The organism is Micromonospora costi (assembly GCF_003626655.1).
Classification (GTDB): domain Bacteria; phylum Actinomycetota; class Actinomycetes; order Mycobacteriales; family Micromonosporaceae; genus Micromonospora; species Micromonospora costi.
Genome location: NZ_RBAN01000004.1, coordinates 435,127 through 454,902, shown reverse-complemented (window position 1 = coordinate 454,902; position 19,776 = coordinate 435,127). Strand labels below are relative to the sequence as shown.

Below are 19,776 nucleotides of genomic sequence, written 5' to 3'. Positions count from 1 at the left end.
CCGGTCGAGGCGCCCGCCCCGGGATCAGAGCCGTCGGCCGTGGGCGTCCCGGGCGATGATGCCGTCGAGCCGGACCCCCGGCGGGAGGGCCTTCGGATCGAACCAGAAGATCACCACCTGCGCGTCCTCGCTCCACCGCGCCTGACGGGCCACGATCTCGCGGCCGTCGACGGTGCCGATGATCTGCTCGGCCGGTCCCACGAAGTATCCGAAGGTCGGCGCGGCCGGCCGGCTCGGGCCCGGCTCGTCGTAGCCGATCTCGTGGAACCCGGGCCGGCGGTCCCGGCCCGACACGTCGTTGACCAGGTAGTCGGAGACGAGTTCGCCGGTGGCGGTGCGGCGGCCGGCGACCAGACCGATCGTGACCTGCGGGAGATCCGGCACGTCGACGGGGACCAGGTAGAAGACGCGCTCGTCGGCGCCGTACCGGATCCCGCTGCGGACCACTGTGCCGATCGGCCGCGGAGCCGGCTCCGCGCGGGTCGCGGCGAGATCCGGGGTGGGTGTCGGTGTGGGGCGCTCGACCGGCGCCGAGGCCGCCGGGACCGCCCGCCGGGACGGGTCTGGGCCGCCCGAGCGCAGGCCCACCGGAACGCCCACCGCCACCGCCAGCGCGAGCGCGGCGACGCCGGTGGCCGCGAGACGCCGCCGTCTGCGCAGGCGACGGCCGGTACGCATCACCGCGGCCACGTCGATGCTGGCCCGGCCCGTCCACTCGGTCGCCCGCATGGCCTCGCGAAGCTGCTCCAGCTCGTTCATCGGCACGTCCCGTGGACCTCGCGCGCCGGCGACCCGCTGCTGCGCAGCTTCTCCAGGGCACGGGAACTGGTGCTCTTGACGGTCCCGACCGACACGCCGAGTTCGCGTGCCACCTGCGCCTCCGACAGGTCGAAGTAGTAGCGCAGCACCACGATGGCCCGCTCCCGGGGGCTGAGCGCGCCGAGGATGGCGAGCAGCCAGCGGCGCGTGGCGACCGCGTCGGCGACGTCGTCGGCGCGCTGCTCCGGAAGATCCTCCGTGGGGTACTCGCGGATCGGCCGCCGCCACCGGTCGACGAGGTGGTTGACGAGCACCGAGCGGGCGTACCCGTAGGCGTCTCCCTCCCGGATGCGCGACCACGACGCGTAGGTACGGGCCAGCGCCGTCTGCGCCGCGTCCTCGGCCTGGTGGTGGTCGCCGGTCATCAGGTAGGCGGCGTGCACGAGCCGGCGGGAGGCGGCCCGGGCGAACTCGACGAACTCCGCGTCACCCCGGGCCATGGCCGCCCACTCCGTACTCCACGCCGATCAGGACGGGTGAGGCGGGCGGAAAGTTGAGTCCGTCGCTGATCAACTTTTCGGCCGGGCGGGCCGTCCTCCTCCCTGCGCACCGGCCGTCCGCGGTGCGGGGTGAGGGGAGACGCATGAGACCGAAGAGTACGAGCCGCGCGCGGGCCGCCGCCGTCCGGGCACTGCCGCTGGCGGCCCTGCTCCTGACCGCGCCGACCGCCTGCGGGGAGCCCGCGGCGGGCCAACCGCCGTTCGCCCCGCCCGTCCGGTTCGCCGAATCGTCCACACCCGCGGCCCCGCTCCGCTCCACCCGGCCGGCGCCCACCCCCGTCACCTATCCCGCCGACGGCGGCAACCGCTGGCAGGTCGCCGCCGCCGAGCCGGGTCGCGGGCGGGGCGGCGGTCACGTCCTGCGCTACCGGGTGGCGGTGGAGCGCGACATCGCCGGCCTGCCCGTGGCGGGCTTCGCGGCCGACATCACCCGGATCCTGAGCGACCCGCGGGGTTGGACCGCGGCCGGGACGCTCGGTTTCCGCCGGGTCGGCCCCGGCCAGTCCGCCGACTTCACCATCTACCTGGCCACCCCCGGCACCCGGGACGAGCTGTGCCAGGACGTGCCGGACGGCTATACGTCCTGCCGCAACGGCGACCGGGTGGTGCTGAACGTCGCCCGCTGGGTGAGGGGCGTGCCCCGGTACGGCGCGAGCCTCGCCACCTACCGGACGTACATGGTCAACCACGAGGTCGGGCACCGGCTCGGCCACGGCCACGAGCGCTGCCCCGGGCGCGGCCGCCCGGCACCCGTGATGCAGCAGCAGACGCTGGGCCTGCACGGCTGTACCGCGAACGCCCTGCCGTACCTCGACGGCGACCGGTACACCGGGCCGTCCGGCGCGTACGACGACCCGATCCCGCCCCGGGAGGGCGCACGGCGACGCTGAGGTCACCCCGAGCAGCGTCGCCGTCGGCCGGCCCGGTGGACCGGCCGGGTCATCTCCCGGAGCGGCGGCGGACGGCCCGGGAGCGGTGAGGTGGTACGCGCCTCAGCGCAACGGGCCGTCGCCCGCGCCGAACGGGTCGTCGACCAGGTGGACGGCGGCCTCCTCCGCGCTGGCGCCGCCGGCGTCGATCCCGGCGTCCCAGGCCACCGAGTCGGCCTCCTCGTCCTCGCCGAGACCCTCGTCGTAGGCGACGAGGCGGCCCGCCCGCGTCTCCACCTCGTACCCGCGGCGGGTCAGCTCGTCCTCGTCGTCGACCGGCTCGGCGTACGGGTCGATGTCCGGCTCCTCCTCGGCGAGCAACTGCTCGAGGGACTCGCCGGCGCGTTCCTCGGCGGGCGTGGTCCCGAACCGGTCCGCGCCGACCCAGCGGTCGCCGGCGGCGATGCCGGTGTCGAGGGGATCGGCGACCCGGTCGTCGTCGAGCGTGTCGGACGCGTCGAGGACGCCGTCGTCCTCGGCGACGTTCCACTCCTCAAGGCGGTCGGTGTTGTCGGTCTGGCTCATGGCGGTCTCCCCTCGTCACGCCCGCAGGCGACGGGTGCCAGCCTAGGGCGCTCCCACCCCGTTGGTCAGGCGGGGGAGCGCTCGGGTGTGCCCTGCGTCGCAGCGGGCGGGGAGACCGGCGGCCGTCGCCGCAGCCGCGCCGCGCCCACGGCGTTCAGGCCGACCCCCCACAGCAGGAGGACGACCAGCCACTGCGCCCACCGGACGGCGTCCATGTCGCGGGAGAGCAGGTTCCGGACGGTGGCGTACGGGGTGAGCCAGCCCTGCGCGGGCCGCAACGCGTCGACGCCGAGCAGCGCGTACAGGCCCAGGGGCAGGACGATGCTGGCCAGGGCCGCGACCACGAACGAGCGCAGCAGCAGACCCAGCCCGACGCCGACCAGCTGCGCGACCACCTGGACGAGCACGCTGCCCAGCGCGATGGTCCCCGCGTACCGCCACGTGTCGGCCGCGGTGCCGCCCGGCGCGAGCACCAGCGCGGCGGCGCAGACGAGCACCCCGAACACGCCGACGGCGGCGGCCACCAGGGTGGCGGCGACCATCGTCGGGGCGAGCCGGGCCGTGCCGGGCGCGCGGCGGAGGTCGTGGGCCAGCAGGATGCCGAGGAACGGCACGGTCACCGACATGAGGCTCTGCACCGTGTCCGCGAGCGCGGCGAACGTGCGCTCGCCGGCCGGTGTCGCCGCGGTGACGCCCACCCCGGCCAGGACACCGAGCAGCAGGGTGACCGCGACGAGCCACCGCCGGGGGCGCGTCGCGCCGCAGCGCCGCAGTGCGGCGAGGGTCGCCGGGGCGAGGCCCGCCCGGTCGTCGTCGTCGTCCCGAGCGTGCGGCATCGCGGGCCCCCGTCCGTCGTCGTCTCCGCACATGATCCCGCACCTCTGTGTGGCACGTCACGATCGGATGGACGTCACAGCGCAGGCGAGTTCGCGTTTGAAAAACGGGACGAACGCCGGCGTACGCGGACGGATGGCCAGCCGGAAGGGCCGGGTCGGCGGTCGTAATCCGGGGCGGGCTGTCGGTACCGGCGGCTACTCTGCCTGCGAGCGTTCGCCCTCCGCACCGCGCCGTGCACGTCGCGCGCGCACCACCCCCCGCCGCTCACCTTCTGCCGACTCATCCGACCTCAGGAGATTGTGTGACCCAGCAAGCTGTCGCGGCACCGGACAAACTCGATGCCGCGGTTCTCAAGGTGGCGGGGGTCGTCGTTCTCGGCGCGATCATGTCGATCCTCGACGTGACGGTGGTCAGCGTCGCGCTGCCGACATTCCAGCGCGAATTCGACGCCTCCTACGCCCGCGTCGCGTGGACGATGACCGGCTACACGCTCGCCCTGGCGACGGTGATCCCGCTCGCGGGATGGGCCGCCGACCGGTTCGGCACCAAGCGGCTCTACATGATCGCGTTGGCCCTGTTCACGATCGGGTCGGGGCTGTGCGCCACGGCCGACTCGATCGGGCAGCTCATCCTCTACCGGGTCCTTCAGGGCCTGGGCGGCGGCATGCTCATGCCGATCGGCATGACGATCATGACGCGCGCCGCCGGCCCGAACCGCATCGGCCGACTGATGGCCGTCCTCGGCATCCCCATGCTGCTCGGCCCGATCTGCGGCCCCATCCTCGGCGGCTGGCTGATCGACACGGCGAGCTGGCACTGGATCTTCCTGATCAACCTGCCGATCGGCGTGATCGCGCTGCTCTACGCCCAGATGGCGCTGCCGAAGGACGCGCCGAAGCCGTCCGAGTCGTTCGACTTCATCGGCATGCTGATGCTCTCGCCGGGTCTCGCCCTGTTCCTCTACGGCATCTCCACGCTGCCCGAGGCGGGCACGTTCGCCGACGCCGAGGTGTGGGCGCCCATGCTGGTCGGCGCCGCGCTCGTGGTGGCGTTCGTCCGCTACTCGTTCAAGCCCCGGCACCCGCTGCTCGACCTGCGGCTGTTCGCCAACCGCAACCTGACGATCGCGTCGGTGACCCTGTTCGTGTTCATCATCGCGTTCATGGGCGCCGGGCTGCTCTTCCCGAGCTACTTCCTCCAGGTGCGCGGTGAGTCGACGCTGGACGCCGGCCTGCTGATGGCGCCGCAGGGCATCGGCGCGATGCTCACCATGCCGATCGCCGGGACGCTCGCCGACCGGGTGCCCATCGGCCGAACCGTGCCGTTCGCCCTGGCCCTGATCGTCGTCGGGTTCTTCTCGTTCACCCAGGTCGACCCGACGACGTCGTACTGGCTGCTCTGCGGTTCGCTGTTCGTCATGGGTCTGGGCATGGGCGGCACCATGATGCCGATCATGACGTCGGCGCTGAAGACGCTGCACGCCCAGGATGTCGCCCGCGGCTCGACGCTGGTCAACATCCTCCAGCAGATCGGCGGGTCCGTCGGCGCCGCGGTCATGTCGGTGATCCTCACCAACGAGCTCAACGGCTCGCAGCCGATCCCGGGCGTGACCGATCCGGCCAGCGGCAAGCCGGTCACCGAGGCGGGGCTGGCCACCGCCGTCCAGTTGCAGCCGGACCTGCTGCGGCAGTTCCCGGTCGATCCGGCGCTCATCGAGCGCGGCCTCGACTTCGCCGCCCGCTCGTTCTCCAGCACCTTCTGGGTGGCGTTCGCGCTGGTGCTGGCCACCTTCATCCCGGCCGCGCTCCTGCCGCGCCGGCGGGAGCCCTCGCACCTGCTCGACGGCGAGCAGGGCGACGAGCAGCCCAAGACGCCCGTCGTCATCCACTGACGCGCGTCGCGGCGGGGGCCGTCGGGCGGTTGTCCCGGCGGCCCCCGCCGTGTGCGTAGGGGCGTCCGCGCCTCCGCCCTGTGTCGGCGCACGCCCGGGCGCGGCCGAACCGTCCCGGCTCAGGGGCGCAGGGCGCCCACGACGACCCGCGTGGCCCGGGCGATGAGCGCGTCGTCGTACGGGGCGTCCTTCGCGTCGCGGCGGGACATCACGGCCAGCACGATCGGCGCACCGTCCGGCGGCCACAGCACGGCGATGTCGTTGCGCGCGCCGTACCCGCCGGAGCCGGTCTTGTCGCCCACCACCCAGCCCTGCGGTGTGCCGGCACGGATGAGCCCGTCGCCGGTCGTGTTGCCCCGCAACCACCCGTTGAGGATGTCCCGGTCCTCCCGGCCCAGCGCGTCGCCGACCGCGTACGCCCGCAGGTCGGTGGCGAAGGCACGGGGCGTGGTGGTGTCGCGTCGGTCGCCCGGCCGGCCCTCGTTGAGGCTCGTCTCGTAGCGTTCCGCGTCGGTGGCCGTGTCGCCGAGGCCGCGGAGCGACTCCCCGAAGCCGGCCGGCCCGCCGAGGCGGCGCAGGATCAGGTTTCCGGCGGTGTTGTCGCTGTAGCGGACCGCCGCGTCGGCCAGGTCGCGCAGGGACATCCCCGTGGCCACGTGCCTCTCGGTGACGGGGGAGTGGGCGAGCAGGTCCTCCCGCGTGTAGTGGACGACCTCGTCGAGCTGGGCCGCCGACGTCCGGTCGAGCAGCGCGGCGGCGGCCAACGCCTTGAACGTGGAGGCGTACGCGAACCGCTCGTCGGCCCGGTACGCGACGGTGCGACCGGTGCCGGTGTCGACCGCGTGGACGCCGAGCCGCGCGTCGAACGCGGCCTCGAGCCGGCGGAACTCCGGGGCGAGGTCGATGGCCGGGGAGGCGGTCACGCCCGGTACGGACGGGCTGGCGCCGCCGGGTGCGGTGGCGGAGGGGGACGGGCCGCCGGCGGCGGGACGATCGTCGTCGGGACCGCACGCGGCGAGCCCGGCGAGTGCCGTGGCGGCCGTCACCGCGGCGACGCCGCGTCGTACACCGGAGAGATCCACGTCCCCGCCCCCTCTGCCGCCACGGCGCCGGCTCGTCGTCCGTGCCGCTTCCGGAATGCGCCCGGACCCGGACGCCACCGGGGCGCAGCACGGACCACCGACCCTACGTCCCGTGGCGGGCCTGGTTGGTTCAGGCCGGCGCCGCGCCGCCCAGCGGGTCCGCGAGCAGGTGCGCGAAGGCCAGCTCGGCCGCACCCACGAGGGCGGCGGTGCCGCCCAGCGCCGCGGGCCGGAGCTGCACCTGCTCCCGGGAGGCGGGCAGCGCCAGCTCGTCCAGGCGGCGGTGCACGGTCTCCGCTCCGGCCAGGTAGACCTCGCGCAGCGAGCCGCCGAACACGACCGTGTCGGGGTTGACCACGTTGACGAGGTTGGCCACACCGAAGCCGAGCCAGTCGGCGACCTGCTCGACGGCGGCCCGGGCCGCCGGCTCGCCGTCCGCCGCGGCGCGCAGCACCTCGGCCACCGTGTCGGGGGACTCCTGGTCGCGCCCGGCGTGGCGCAGCAGCGCGGCGTCGCCGATCTCGGTCTCCCAGCAGCCGCGCGAGCCGCACCGGCAGGGGTGGCCGTGCGGGTTGACGACCATGTGGCCGACCTTGCCGCTGTGCCCGCCGTGGCCCCGCACGAGCCGGCCGCCGATGATGATGCCGGCGCTCACGCCGGGCCCGCCGTGCAGGTAGACGAGGTCGTCGACGCCGGCGGCCACGCCCCGGACCTGTTCGGCCAGGGCGGCGATGTCGGCCATGTCGCCCGCGACGACGGGCGGGCCGGAGGGGAACTCGGCGTCGAACGCGACGCGGAGTGCGTCGTCGGGGCCGGCGATGCGGATCCGGCCGTCCCGGCCGTGGGTCGTGTCGGTCACGGCGACCGCCGCGCCCACGCAGATCGCGTCCGGCCCCGCCGTGCGCTCCATGTCGCGGATCAGCCATGACAGCGGGCGTACGGCGTCGGCGGGACACGACCCGCGGGGGTGTTCGACCTCGCGCAGGTCCAGCACGCGGCCGCCGAGGCCGACGCGGGCGGCGCGCAGCCGGTCCGGCTCGATGGTCATGGCACGCGCGTACACGCGGGTCGAGCGGGGGCTCACCACGAGCGAGGGGCGTCCGGCCCGGCGGGTGGTGGTGGGTGCCTTCTCGGTCACGAGACCGGCGGCCGCGAGGTCGGCGGCGAGGGCCCGGATGGTGCTGCGGTTGAGGCCGAGCCGGGCGGTCAGCTCGGCGCGGGAGGTGGGGCCGTGCACGTGGACGTGGCGCAGCACGGCACCGAGGTTCTGCCGGCGGACCTCCTCCTGGTTGGCGGCGGGCGCCGGCGGTGCGGGGACGTCGGGACTTCGGCCGGTCGGGGGAAGACCGGAGAGCGCGGGGTGCACGATTGGGCCTCCTCTCCGTTGACGAGTCCGTCGTGCCCCGGGACGACGAAGGGTCCCGGAAGTTACTCCGGGACCCGACGTCGCCACGCGGTGTTACTTGGTCAGCGGCGCGAGCTTCGGGTCGTTCGCGTACGCCTCGGCCGCGTTCGCCTTGGTCACGGCGACCGGCGGCAGCAGGTAGGTGTCGACGACCTTGGAGCCGTTGTTGTACGACTTGGTGTCGTTCACCTGCGGTTCGTTACCGGCCTGGAGGGCCTTGACCATCTCGATGGTCTGCTTCACCAGGTTGCGGGTGTCCTTGTTGATCGTCATGTACTGCTCGCCAGCCATGATCGACTTCACGGACTCGACCTCGGAGTCCTGGCCGGAGACGACCGGGACCGGCTTGCCGGCGCCCTTCACCGAGGTGATGATCGCGCGGGCCAGGGTGTCGTTCGGGGAGAGGACGCCGTCCAGCTCCTTGTTGCCGTAGGTCGAGGTCAGCAGCTGGTCCATGCGGGCCTGCGCACCCTCGGCCTTCCAGCCCTGGATAGCGGTCTGCTTGATGTCCTTCTGGCCCGAGGCGACGACGACATTGCCCTTGTCGATCTCCGGCTGGAGAACGCTCATGGCGCCGTCGAAGAAGACCTTCGAGTTGTTGTCGTCCGGCGAGCCGGAGAACAGCTCGATGTTGTACGGGCCGTTCGGCTTCTTGGCCTTCATGCCGTCCAGCAGGGCCTGGCCCTGGAGCTGGCCGACCTTGAAGTTGTCGAACGCGACGTAGTAGTCGAGGTCCGGCGTGTTCACGATCAGCCGGTCGTACGCGATGACCTTGGCGCCGGCCTGGTGGGCGGCGGCGACCTGGGTCGACAGCTGGGCGGCGTCGGTCGCACCGATGACGATGACCTTGGCGCCCTTGGTGACCATGGCGGTGATCTGGGCCTGCTGGTCGGCGACCGTGGTCGACGCGCCCGCGTACTGCACGTCGCTCTGGAAGCCGGCCTCCTTCAGGCCGTTGGTGAACAGGTCACCGGCGAGGACCCAGTTCTCCGAGGTCTTGGCCGGCAGGGCGACGCCGATCAGCGAGTTGGCCGCGAAGCCCTTGCTGTCGCTGCCCGAGCCGCCCGAGGAGCCCTCGTCGCGGCCGGAGCCGCAGGCGGTGAGGGCAAGCATGGCGATGGCGCCGACGGCCACCGACTTGCCGAGTAGCTTGCGCATGATGAGCCTTTCTTGATGGTTGGGGTGAGGTGAGGTCGGCGTCAGCCGGCCACCGTCGTCCGGGCGGGCTCACGGGTCGCCTCGGACGATGACGTTGGGGTGGTTGGTTCGTCGCGTCGGAACGGCCGGGTGATGCTCCCGATGACCGAGAAGCGACCCTGCCGCTTGTTGTAGACGTCGATCGCGACGGCGAGCAGCAGGACCAGGCCCTTGATGATCTGCACACGGTCGGTGCCGACGCCCATCAGCTGCAGGCCGTTGTTGAGCACGGCCATGACCAGACCACCGACGATCGAGCCGCTGATGGTGCCGATACCGCCGGAGACGGCCGCGCCGCCGATGAAGACCGCGGCGATGGCGTCCAGCTCCCAGCCGTTGCCGTCCTGCGGGCCGGAGGCCGCCGAACGGGCCACGAAGATCATGCCCGCGAGCGCGGCCAGGACCGACATGTTCATCATGACGTAGAAGTTGACCCGCTTGAGCTTCACGCCGGACAACTCCGCGGCGCGGGAGTTGCCACCCACCGCGTAGATGTGCCGGCCACCCGCGGTGTTGCGGGTGAAGAAGGAGTACGCGAGCACGAGCGCCACGAGGATGATGCCGGAGACCGGGAAGCTGGTGCCCACGCGGCCGCTGGCGAAGCGCAGCGAGATGAAGACCAGCACGCCGACCATGACGGCCATCCGCAGGATGGAGATCCACATCGGGATCGGCTCCGCGTTCATCTCCCGCCGGGTCCGGCGGTTCTTCAGCTCCCGCCACACGACCGCGATGCAGCCCGCGAGACCGAGCAGCAGCGTCAGGTTGTTGTAGCCCGTGTTGGGCCCGGTCTCGGGGAGGAAGCCGGAACCGATCACCCGGAAGCCCTCGGGCACCGGGATCGTGTTCGCGTTGCCGATGAACTGGTTGCCACCGCGGAAGAGCAGCATGCCCGCCAGGGTGACGATGAACGCCGGCACCCCGATGTAGGCGACCCAGAAGCCCTGCCAGGCACCGATCACGGCGCCGATCGCGAGGCCGAACAGGATGGCCACGGGCCAGGGCAGGTTCCAGTCCGCCATCGACTTGGCCACCAGGATGCCGGTGAAGGCCGCGATCGAGCCGACCGACAGGTCGATGTGCCCGGCGACGATCACCATCAGCATGCCGATGGCCAGGATGAGGATGTACGAGTTCTGCTGGAACAGCGCGATCAGGTTGTCCGATCGCAGGGTCAGGCCGTCGGTCAGGATCTGGAACAGGACGACGATCGCCACCAGCGTGAAGATCATCCCGAACTGACGGGCGTTTGAGGTGGTACCTCCGAAGAGGTTCTTCTGAAGGTCCTTCAATCGGCTCATCGTGTCTGCATCTTCTTCGTGGAGGTCATCAGCTTCATGAGGTTCTCCGGGTCCGCGTCCTGCCGGGCGACTTCGCCGGTGATGGTGCCTTCGGACACCGTGTAGATGCGGTCGCAGAGCCCGATCAGCTCAGGCAGTTCCGAGGAGATGACGATGACGCCCTTCCCCTGGTCGGCGAGCCGCTGGATGATGCCGTAGATCTCGTACTTGGCGCCCACGTCGATACCGCGGGTCGGTTCGTCGAGGATCAGCAGGTCCGGGTCGGTGAACATCCACTTCGCCAGGACGACCTTCTGCTGGTTGCCGCCCGAGAGCTTGTTGACGCCCTCGTCGACCGTCGGAGTCTTGATCCGCAGGTCGCGGCGGTACGCCTCGGCCGCCTTGTACTCGGCGACCTCGTCCAGGACGCCGTGGTGCGTGATCTTGGACAGCTTGGCGGCCACCGTCGACGTCTTGATGTCGTCGAGCAGGTTGAGGCCGATCGCCTTGCGGTCCTCGCTGACGTACGCGAGCCCGTGGGCGATCGCGTCCGCCACCGACTTCAGCACGATCTCCTTGCCGTCCTTGATGATCGTGCCCGACTCGTACACCCCGTAGGAGCGGCCGAACACGCTCATCGCCAGCTCGGTACGGCCGGCGCCCATGAGGCCGGCGAAGCCGACGATCTCGCCGCGGCGTACGACGAAGCTCTCGTCCTTGCAGACCTGCCGCTCGGCGGAGATGGGGTGCCGGACGTTCCAGTTCCGGACCTCGAAGAAGACCTCGCCGATCTTCGGCGTGTGGTCCGGGAACCGGCTGTGCAGCTCCCGGCCGACCATGCCCCGCACGATCCGGTCCTCGTCGACGCCGTCGCCCTTGACGTCCAGCGTCTCGATGGTCCGGCCGTCGCGGATGATCGTGATCCGGTCGGAGACCGCCTCGACCTCGTTCAGCTTGTGCGAGATGATGATCGAGGTGATGCCGCGCTCGCGGAAGCCACGCAGCAGGTCCAGCAGGTGCTGCGAGTCGTCCTCGTTCAGCGCGGCGGTCGGCTCGTCGAGGATCAGCAGCTTGACGTCCTTGGCGAACGCCTTGGCGATCTCCACGAGCTGCTGCTTGCCGACGCCGATGTCCTTGATCAGGGTGTCCGGGTCCTCCCGGAGGCCGACCCGGGCCATCAGCTCCAGCGCCTGCCGGTTCGCCGCCTTCCAGTCGATCGCGCCCCCCTTGCGGGGTTCGTTGCCGAGGAAGATGTTCTCGGTGATCGACATGTGCGGGATGAGGGCGAGCTCCTGGTGGATGATCACGATGCCGGCTCGCTCGCTGGCCCGGATGTCCGAAAAGCGGGAGACCTCGCCCTGGTAGTAGATGTCGCCGTCGTACGTGCCGTACGGGTAGACGCCGCTCAGCACCTTCATCAGCGTCGACTTGCCCGCGCCGTTCTCACCGACGATCGCGTGGATCTCACCGGCGCGGACCGTCAGGTTCACGTCGGACAGGGCCTTGACCCCGGGGAACTCCTTGGTGATGGAGCGCATCTCCAGGAGGATGGGCACGTCGCTCATCGTTCGTACCACCTCGCCAACGTCATGGATGCCTCCGGAATGTTCATGGCCCGGATCTGTGGTTTGTTGCCGACGGCAACCTATTCGGACCAGAGGACCATTCGCAAGCTGGGGGCCCCATCAATTCCGTAACAACCCGGTAATAATGACCCCCCGGCGGTGCCACCCACCAACGGTGCCCGTGGGATCCACGCCACACTCATCACAGAGTGTGAGCGGCGCGGCACGCAACCGCGTCCCGGCCTGCGGACCCCGTCAGCCGGCGCTCTCGGCGGACGGTCCGGCACGATCAGCGATCGTGATCATGGACACGGCACCGGGAGCCCACCCGTCCTGAACCCGCGCCGCGCGCGGTCAGGTCCGTGCCGGTACGGGCTGGTGGCCCGACTGACCGGGCAACAGTACGCGCCGCTCCTCGGCCCCCTGCTGGGAGGCATCGGGTGTCGATCCCGAGGTGGCCGCCCGGCGGCTGACCCCGGGCCGGAACGACGTAAGGCCCGGCCGCTGCTCGCGGCCGGGCATCGTCGCCCGTGAGCCGGGCGGGGGCGGTCAGGCGGGTACGACGTACGGGAAGGTGTCGGACCGGGAGTCCTTGTTCACCTCGGAGGTGAGGCCGGAGGTCATGCCGGTGTTCAGCACCAGGGAGAACATGACCTCGGGCGCGTTGTCGGCCATGGTCCGCCCGTTGCGGACGGCGAAGCCGTAGTTGGCGGGGGTGCCGACCTGGTACGTGAGCAGGTCGGGGTAGACCTCCCGGGCCACGCTCCAGCCGTACGCCATGGGGTCCGGCGCGGTGCCGTTCGCCGCGACGACCCGCGAGACCGCCGTGGCGATCTCCTCGCCGTCGGCCCGCAGGTCGTCGCAGGGGTGGCGGACGTTGGCCGGGTTGGAGAAGTCGGTGTCGGTGGGCCAGAAGATCGGCCACATCATCGGGTGGCCCGCACGGTTGATCTGTCGCCAGCCGCCGGCGTCCGTGGCGAGCTTGGTGGCGGCCCAGACGCCGAGCCGCGTCCCGTCGTGCAGCATCGGCTCGTCGCGGGACACCTCCAGGACGATCGACTCGACCGTGGTGCCGGCGAACGTGTTCTTCGCCTTCTCCGGTCGCCAGGCCGAGCGGTCCAGCTTCGCGCCGTTCTTGAAGGCGTCGTTCACGGTGGCCAGCTGGTCGAGGTCGATGTAGAACGGGTCGGAGATCCGGCCCGCCCAGAGCCGGAGGTTGGTGGCCTCGACCACCTCGCCGCTGCGGCCCTGGGCGAGCATCGTCCCGGTGGCGGCGTCCTCGCGTGCCTCGCTGTCGATGAGCGCGTGCAGCGTCAGTTGCTGCCGGCCCTGACCGTCGGGCTCGCCGAAGGCCACCCGGTAGGTCAGGTCCTCCATCTCGGCGCCGTTGAAGTGGAGCTTGAACTCGTACCGCGCCTCCGAGTGGAAGCCGCGCTTGATGTCGGCTCTCGTCACCGAGCTGTTGACGTCCATGACGAACACGGTGCCGCGCTCGCCGTCGAAGACGAACAGGTCGTCGAGGTAGAGCTGACCGCTCTGAGCGGCGAGCGGGGTGTCGAGGTGGTGCGACATGGGCACGCTCCGGTCCGGACGGCACTGCTGGGGCGAATCCGAACATACCGGTGAGAAGTGCTCGGTTCGCGCGATCGCCCGGAACTCACCCGATACACCGCCAGCGGCTCAGCGGGCGGTGCCCAGCGCGGCGCGCAGCACGCCGACGGCCTGGGTGATCGCCGCCTGCGCCGCGTACGTCCCGCGCAGCGCGTTGAGCATGACGAAGTCGTGCGTGATGCCCTGGTACCGCACGGCGGTCACCGGTACGCCGGCCCGGCGGAGCTTGCCGGCGTACGCCTCGCCCTCGTCGCGCAGCACGTCCGCCTCGGCGGTGATCACCAGCGCCGGCGGCAGCCCCCGGAGTTGCTCGTCCGTGGCCCGCAGCGGTGAGGCGGTGATCTCCGCCCGCCGGGCCGGGTCGGTCGTGTACTGGTCCCAGAACCACTGCATCGCGTCCCGCCGGAGGAAGTAGCCCGTGGCGAACTGCCGGTAGGAGCCGGTGTCGAAGGCGGCGTCCGTCGCGGGGTAGAAGAGGACCTGCTGGACCAGCCGTACCCCGCCCCGCTGCCTGGCCATGAGGGTGAGCGCGGCCGCCATGGTGCCGCCGGAGCTCTCGCCGGCCACCGCCACCCGCTCGGCGTCGAGGCCGTGCGCGGCGCCGTGCGCCGTGATCCAGGTGGCCACCGTGTAGCTCTCCTCGATCGCGACCGGATAGCGCGCCTCGGGGGAGAGGCGGTACTCCGGGAAGACCAGCGCCGTCCGGGTGCCGGCGGTGAGTTCGCGGACGAGCCGGTCGTGGGTGTGGGCGTTGCCGAACACCCAGCCGCCGCCGTGAAGGTAGATGATCACCGGGAGTGGACCGGCCACGCCGGGCGGGCGCATGATCCGGACGGGCACCGGGCCGACCGGCCCGCCCGGCACCAGCACGTCCTCGACGTCGACGTCGGGCCGGTCGACCGCGCCGGACTGCACCTCGTCGAGTCGCCGGCGGCCCCGCACCGGTCCCAGGTCGAAGGGGTACGGCGGGTTCGCGGTGGCCTCCACGAACGCCTGGGCCGCCGGTTCGAGCACCACCGGCTGGCTCACGCCGCGGCTCCCGCCGTCCACCCACCCCGGGCCCCTGGAACACGTCGATTTCCCCACGATCCCGACCATAGGCCCCTCGCCGGATGCCCGGGCGGCGCAACGGCGGCACCGCCCGCCGGGGTGCCGGTCAGGGCGCGTCGACGACCTCGCGCCCGAGCGGCCAGAACGCCGCCGGCACCAGCTTGATGTTCGCGACGCCGAACGGGATGCCGATGATCGTGAGGCAGAGCACCACGCCGGCGACCAGGTGGGACAGGGCGAGCCACCAGCCGGCGAGCACCACCCACAGGATGTTGGCCAGGCCGGACGCCACGCCGGCGCCCGGCTTCGGCACGACCGTGCGCCCGAAGGGCCACAGCGAGTACCCGGCCAGGCGCAGCGCGGCGACGCCGAACGGGATGGTGACGACCAGGGCGAAGCAGACGAGGGCGGCGACGCCGTAGCCGACCGCGAGGACCAGGCCCCCGCCGAAGATCAGCCACAGCACGTTCAACACGAAGCGGATCACGCCTTCCAGCATGAGCGGCGCTCGCCAGTACCCGCGGCCGCCTCAGACCAGCCGGGCGTCGTGGGCCAGCAACGCGATCTGCGTCCGGTTCGTGAGGTCCAGTTTCGTCAGGATGTGCGAGACGTGGGCCTTCACCGTGGTCACGCTCATCAGCAGGTCGGCGGCGATCTCGGCGTTCGAACGCCCCTGGGCGATGGCCAGGACGACGTCGCGTTCCCGTGCGGTGAGGGGCGCCAGCCGGGCGAGCGCCTGTTCGTACGACTCGCCGCCGGAGGCCACCTGCTGCATGAGGCGCCGGGTGACGCTCGGCGACAGGATCGGGGCGCCCGCCGCCACGTTGCGGACCGCCTGGCTGATCTGCTCCGGCGGGGTGTCCTTGAGCAGGAACCCGCTGGCACCCGCCCACAGCGCCCGTACGACGTGCTCGTCGGTGTCGAAGGTGGTCAGCACGATGATCTCGGGCGGACGGGGGCGGCGGCGCAGCCGCTCGGTGGCCGTGATGCCGCTGACGTTCGGCATCCGGATGTCCATGAGCACCACGTCGGGCGCGTGCCGTTCGACAGCGGTGAGTGCCTGACCGCCGTCCGCGGCCTCGCCGACCACGGTGATCCCGTCCGCGCCGTCGAGCATCAGCGTCAGCATCCCCCGTACCAGCGGGTCGTCGTCGACGACGACCACGCGGATCGGGCCGGTCACGCCGACCACGGCAGCCACGCGTCCAGGTGGAAGTGGCCGTCGTCGCCGACGCGGTGCGTCACGCGCCCACCGGCGAGCGCCGCCCGCTCGGCGAGCCCGATGAGCCCGCTGCCGGCGTCCCGATCCGGCGCGGCGCCGGGCGGCGCCGGATTGCGGACCGCGATGCGGAGGCCCGCGCCCGGAGCGCCGGACAGGGCGAGGGTCACGGGCTGCCCGTCGGCGTGCTTGCGGGCGTTCGTGAGCCCCTCCTGCACGATCCGGTACGCGGTGCGGCCCGCCAGCGGCGGGATCTCCACCGGCGGCGCGATCGAATCGTCCACCTCGACGCTCTGGCCGGCCGCCCGCGCCTCCGAGACCAGGCGGGGCAGGTCGGCGAGATTCTGCCCGGGCGGCTCGTCCGCCGGCGCGTCCGGATCGTCGTTGCGCAGGACGGCGACGACCTCGCGGAGTTCGTTGAGGGCCTGGTGCGCGCTCGTGCGGATGACGCCGGCCGCGGCGCTGAGCCGTTCGGGCGGCGCGTCCGGCCGGTACTCCATGGCGCCGGCGGCCGCGGCCAGCAGCGACAGCCGGTGGGCCAGCACGTCGTGCATCTCCCGGGCGATGCGGTTCCGCTCGGCGGCGCGCGCCTCGGCGACGCGCAGCTCCTGTTCCTGCTCGGCCCGCCGCGCACGGTCGCGCAGCGCCTCCACCAGCGCGTGCCGGGCGCGAGCCCACGTGCCCCAGCCCAGCAGCGCCCCGAAGGCGGCCGTCATGAGCAGCAGCCACCACCCGTACGGCAGGCCACGCACCGGCCGCCACATCCCCTGGACGGCGGCGCCCGCCGTGCCGGCCAGGGCGACCGTGAGGGCACGCCGGAAGGGCCGGTGCTGGGCGGTGAACAGCACCGCGAAGCTCACCGCCGGGGTGGCGACCGGCGACAGGGCCACGAGCAGGCTCGCGAGGATGCCGCCGGGCACCGGGCGCACCATGACCAGCGGTACGGCCGCGAGGGCGGCGACCGCGACGGCCACGTCGAGCCGTACGGACGCGGGAGCCGCCGAGCGCGTCGCGCCGAACAGAGCCGACGCGATCAGGATGCCGATCCCCGCGGTCGACACGGCCACCGCGACCGTGCGCCGCGTCCGCGGCAGGCGGAACCCCCAGGTGGCGGAATTCATGGGCGCAGGCTACTGGGCCGCGAACGGGCCGGACCACCTTCTTTGGTAGGAGCCGACCAGCCGCCCGGTGTACCCGGCGGGGCGTCCGGATCCATGTGTACGACGGTCGCGGGCGCCCAGACTCGGCGTATGACGAACCTGCGCACCCTCCTGGCCATGACGGTCGCCGGTGCCACCGGTCACGGCCCGGCCTGACTCGCCGGGTGCTCACGCCGTCGGGGTCGACCGGTAACCTGCCGTCATGATCCCTGGCCCGGGCACCGCCCGTCGATCCCTGTGGAAGGACCGGACCTTCTCCACGTACTGGGTGGCGCAGTCGCTCTCCGCGGCAGGGGACGCGTTCGCCTACCTCGCGGTCCCGCTGCTGATCCTGCACGCCACCGGGTCCGTGGCGCAGATGGGCCTGCTCACCGCCGTGGCCGGGGCCGCGTCCGTGGGCGCGGGCGTCTTCGGCGGCGTCCTGGTCGACCGGTACGACCGGCGGACCCTGATGATCGCCGCGGACCTCACCCGGCTCGTGCTCTACAGCCTGATCCCGCTGGCCTGGCTCGCCGGCCCACAGGTGTGGCTCCTCTTCGTCGTCCTCCCGATCTGCGAGGCGGCCGGGATGATCTTCCAGATCGCCGCGGTCGCCGCCGTCCGGAACCTCGTGGACCGGGATCGGATCACGGAGGCCAACGGGCGGTTGCAGGCCACGTACGCGGCGACCGCCGTGGTCGGGCCGCTGCTCGCCGGCGTGGTCTCCGCCCGGTTCGGGCCCTCCGCGGCCGTCGCCGTCAACGCGGCGAGCTTCGCGCTGTCCGCCGTCGGTCTCGGGCTGATCCGGTTCCGGTCCCGTGTGGAGGGTGCGGACGCCGCGCGGCGGGAGGGGCCGGTGGCCGAGTTCCTGGCCGGGGCGCGGTTCCTCTGGCGTGAGCCCGTGCTGCGGGCGCTGACCGTCCTGCTCTCGGTGTTCATCTTCCTCACCTACGGCTTCACCGACGTGCTCGTCTACCACGTGAAGCACGGCCTCGGCGGCACCGACGGCACGGTCGGCACCGTGCTCGGCCTGGCGGCGCTCGGCACGGTCGCCGGGGCGCTGCTCGTGGCGCCGCTGCGGCGCCGGCGCGGCTTCGGCGTCGCCTGGATCGGGGCGCTGCTGGTGTCCGGCCTCGCCATCGTGGGCGTCGGGCTCGCGGGCACCGTGCCCGTCGTCACCGCGCTCACGGCCGTGTACCTGTGCGGGGTGAGCGTCGGCGGCATCTCGTCCATGTCGCTGCGCCAGGAGATCACCCCGGACCACCTGCTCGGCCGTGTCACGTCCGCCTTCTGGAGCACGCACTACTCGCTGGGGCCGGCCGGGGCGGCGCTGCTCACCTGGGCGGCGGGACGGTTCGGCGTCCTGGCGGTGACCCTCGTGACGGGCATCGGGTGCGTCCTGATCGCCGTGGCGGGGCTGTTCACACCGATCCGTCGCGCCGGGACGCCGCAGGCCGTCCCCCGTGCGGAACCCGCCGCCGTCGCCACCTGACGGGTCGGGTCGGCGGCGTCCCGTCCGCCCCGCGGATGCCGTCACGACACTGCGGCGCGGCGTGCGGCGCCGGTGCCCGACCCCGTCCCCAGCGGGCGGACGGAGAAGACCGTAGAGTCTCGCCGTGATTGAGATCGGCGCACAGGTCGACCTGTTCCACCCTGTCGACAGGGTGTGGCATGCACTGACGGACCGGGAACTGCTCGGCCGCTGGTTCACCGACGTGGAGAGCGTGCCGGACGCGCCGGGGCGGCTGCGGTTCGCCACCGCGGACCTGCCCGGGTTCGACGCCGCCGTGGAAGCCGAGGTGATCGAGCAGCAGGTGCCCGAACTCATCACGCTGCGCTGCCAGGAGGCGGACCGGCGCAGCCGCCTGACCTGCACCGTCAAGGCCACCACCGAGGGCTGCCGGCTGTCGATCCGGGAAACCCTGGAGTACGGCGAGTGGGCTCCGCCGCAGCGCGACGGTCGCGAGCAGGCGTACGAGCAGGCGCTGAACGGCCGGCTGCCGGCCATCCTGGACTGGTTCGCCTTCCAGCAGGTCGACCTGGGCCGCGGCGACGCCGGCATGACCACCGAACTGCCGGTCGTGGAGCTGCCAGGGGGCACGAAGCCGCGACGGGGCACCTGGGCGGTGCTCGGCGCCGCGGGGATCGCCATGCTCCTGGCCGGAGGGGCCGCCGTCTGGGCGCTGCAACCGGACCAGCCCCGAGAGGCCACCGCCCAACCCACGCCCACGCACACGCCGAGCGCGAGCGGCGCCGCCAGCCCCACGACCCGTTCCGCCGCCGCCGAGCCGGCGGCCCGCCCCAGCCGGACGTCCAGCGCGACCGCCAGCCCGAGCCGCAGCGCCGGCTCGCTCCCGCCCTCCCGTACCCCCTCCTCGGCGCCCCCCACGTCGGCCGCACCGCCGGCCATGACGGCCCGGTACGAGACCGTCTCCACCCGGCTGCTCGGCTACAGCGGCGAGGTGGAGGTCGCGAACCCGGGCAGTGCGGCGGGTACGGAGTGGACGGTCGTCGTGACCTTCTCCGACGACAGTGAGGTCACCAAGGTCAGCGGCGCCGAGTGGCGGCAGGAGGGACGGACCGTGACGTTCACCGGGTCGCCCCTGGCCGCGGGCCGGTCGCAGACGATCAGGTTCGACGTCCGGGACAGCGCGCCGTTCGCCAAGGGGCCCGAGAGCTGCACGGTCGAAGGGAACCCCTGCGAGGGCCTGTGAGCCCGGGCCCGGT

General features: G+C 72.6%; 18 protein-coding genes. 4 read left to right on the top strand and 14 right to left on the bottom strand.

Going from position 1 to position 19,776, the window contains the following annotated elements; translation table 11 throughout:
* Window positions 1-24: 24 nt before the first annotated feature.
* Both D7193_RS23890 and D7193_RS23885 read right to left on the bottom strand, forming a co-directional pair.
* Window positions 25-759 (bottom strand): hypothetical protein, encoded by a 735-nt coding sequence (locus D7193_RS23890; protein WP_120782185.1) that lies wholly within the window; start codon window positions 757-759, stop codon window positions 25-27.
* A complete protein-coding gene (locus tag D7193_RS23885) occupies window positions 756-1,259 on the bottom strand; it encodes a SigE family RNA polymerase sigma factor (RefSeq protein ID WP_120781768.1) in 504 nt (167 codons plus the stop codon). The genes D7193_RS23890 and D7193_RS23885 overlap by 4 nt, the downstream gene beginning before the upstream one ends.
* Window positions 1,260-1,402: 143 nt before the next feature.
* Here D7193_RS23885 and D7193_RS23880 point away from each other — a divergent pair, with 143 nt between their 5' ends.
* The gene (locus D7193_RS23880) at window positions 1,403-2,209 is read left to right on the top strand and encodes a DUF3152 domain-containing protein (protein WP_120781767.1); all 807 of its coding nucleotides are present in this window, start codon (window positions 1,403-1,405) and stop codon (window positions 2,207-2,209) included.
* 102 nt (window positions 2,210-2,311) lie between these two features.
* On the opposite strand, the gene D7193_RS23875 is transcribed toward D7193_RS23880, so the two are convergent.
* Complete coding sequence (locus D7193_RS23875) at window positions 2,312-2,773, bottom strand: DUF5709 domain-containing protein (RefSeq protein ID WP_120781766.1); 462 nt, start codon at window positions 2,771-2,773, stop codon at window positions 2,312-2,314.
* A 65-nt stretch (window positions 2,774-2,838) separates the two neighbouring features.
* Window positions 2,839-3,642 carry a hypothetical protein gene (locus D7193_RS23870; protein ID WP_147434437.1) on the bottom strand — a complete coding sequence of 268 codons (804 nt, stop codon included), beginning with the start codon at window positions 3,640-3,642 and terminating at the stop codon, window positions 2,839-2,841.
* A gap of 269 nt (window positions 3,643-3,911) precedes the next feature.
* Here D7193_RS23870 and D7193_RS23865 point away from each other — a divergent pair, with 269 nt between their 5' ends.
* A complete protein-coding gene (locus D7193_RS23865) occupies window positions 3,912-5,501 on the top strand; it encodes a DHA2 family efflux MFS transporter permease subunit (protein ID WP_120781764.1) in 1,590 nt (529 codons plus the stop codon).
* A 119-nt stretch (window positions 5,502-5,620) separates the two neighbouring features.
* On the opposite strand, the gene bla is transcribed toward D7193_RS23865, so the two are convergent.
* The 10 genes from bla to D7193_RS23815 all read right to left on the bottom strand — a co-directional run bounded on the left by bla (window position 5,621) and on the right by D7193_RS23815 (window position 17,031).
* Window positions 5,621-6,583 carry a class A beta-lactamase gene (bla, locus tag D7193_RS23860; protein WP_120781763.1) on the bottom strand — a complete coding sequence of 321 codons (963 nt, stop codon included), beginning with the start codon at window positions 6,581-6,583 and terminating at the stop codon, window positions 5,621-5,623.
* A gap of 130 nt (window positions 6,584-6,713) precedes the next feature.
* A complete protein-coding gene (locus D7193_RS23855) occupies window positions 6,714-7,952 on the bottom strand; it encodes an ROK family protein (RefSeq protein WP_377456364.1) in 1,239 nt (412 codons plus the stop codon).
* Between the two features lie 90 nt (window positions 7,953-8,042).
* Window positions 8,043-9,146: a substrate-binding domain-containing protein gene (locus D7193_RS23850; RefSeq protein WP_120781761.1), complete on the bottom strand. Its 1,104-nt coding sequence runs from the start codon at window positions 9,144-9,146 to the stop codon at window positions 8,043-8,045.
* A gap of 41 nt (window positions 9,147-9,187) precedes the next feature.
* The gene (gene mmsB / locus D7193_RS23845; RefSeq protein WP_120781760.1) at window positions 9,188-10,486 is read right to left on the bottom strand and encodes a multiple monosaccharide ABC transporter permease; all 1,299 of its coding nucleotides are present in this window, start codon (window positions 10,484-10,486) and stop codon (window positions 9,188-9,190) included.
* Complete coding sequence (gene mmsA, locus D7193_RS23840) at window positions 10,483-12,030, bottom strand: multiple monosaccharide ABC transporter ATP-binding protein (protein WP_120781759.1); 1,548 nt, start codon at window positions 12,028-12,030, stop codon at window positions 10,483-10,485. The genes mmsB and mmsA overlap by 4 nt, the downstream gene beginning before the upstream one ends.
* 549 nt (window positions 12,031-12,579) lie before the next feature.
* The gene (locus D7193_RS23835; protein ID WP_120781758.1) at window positions 12,580-13,602 is read right to left on the bottom strand and encodes a DUF4331 family protein; all 1,023 of its coding nucleotides are present in this window, start codon (window positions 13,600-13,602) and stop codon (window positions 12,580-12,582) included.
* 108 nt (window positions 13,603-13,710) lie between these two features.
* On the bottom strand, window positions 13,711-14,670 hold the full coding sequence (locus tag D7193_RS23830; RefSeq protein ID WP_241563348.1) for an alpha/beta hydrolase: 960 nt from the start codon (window positions 14,668-14,670) through the stop codon (window positions 13,711-13,713).
* A gap of 127 nt (window positions 14,671-14,797) precedes the next feature.
* Window positions 14,798-15,178, bottom strand: a complete 381-nt coding sequence (locus D7193_RS23825; protein WP_187356266.1) for a YccF domain-containing protein — start codon at window positions 15,176-15,178, stop codon at window positions 14,798-14,800.
* A gap of 42 nt (window positions 15,179-15,220) precedes the next feature.
* Window positions 15,221-15,883, bottom strand: a complete 663-nt coding sequence (locus D7193_RS23820) for a response regulator (protein WP_241563431.1) — start codon at window positions 15,881-15,883, stop codon at window positions 15,221-15,223.
* Window positions 15,871-17,031 carry a sensor histidine kinase gene (locus D7193_RS23815; protein ID WP_120781755.1) on the bottom strand — a complete coding sequence of 387 codons (1,161 nt, stop codon included), beginning with the start codon at window positions 17,029-17,031 and terminating at the stop codon, window positions 15,871-15,873. Before D7193_RS23815 ends, D7193_RS23820 begins: the two co-directional genes overlap by 13 nt.
* Before the next feature lie 241 nt (window positions 17,032-17,272).
* Here D7193_RS23815 and D7193_RS23810 point away from each other — a divergent pair, with 241 nt between their 5' ends.
* A complete protein-coding gene (locus tag D7193_RS23810) occupies window positions 17,273-18,541 on the top strand; it encodes an MFS transporter (RefSeq protein ID WP_120781754.1) in 1,269 nt (422 codons plus the stop codon).
* Between the two features lie 124 nt (window positions 18,542-18,665).
* Window positions 18,666-19,763: an SRPBCC domain-containing protein gene (locus D7193_RS23805; RefSeq protein WP_120781753.1), complete on the top strand. Its 1,098-nt coding sequence runs from the start codon at window positions 18,666-18,668 to the stop codon at window positions 19,761-19,763.
* The last annotated feature ends 13 nt before the right edge of the window (window positions 19,764-19,776 follow it).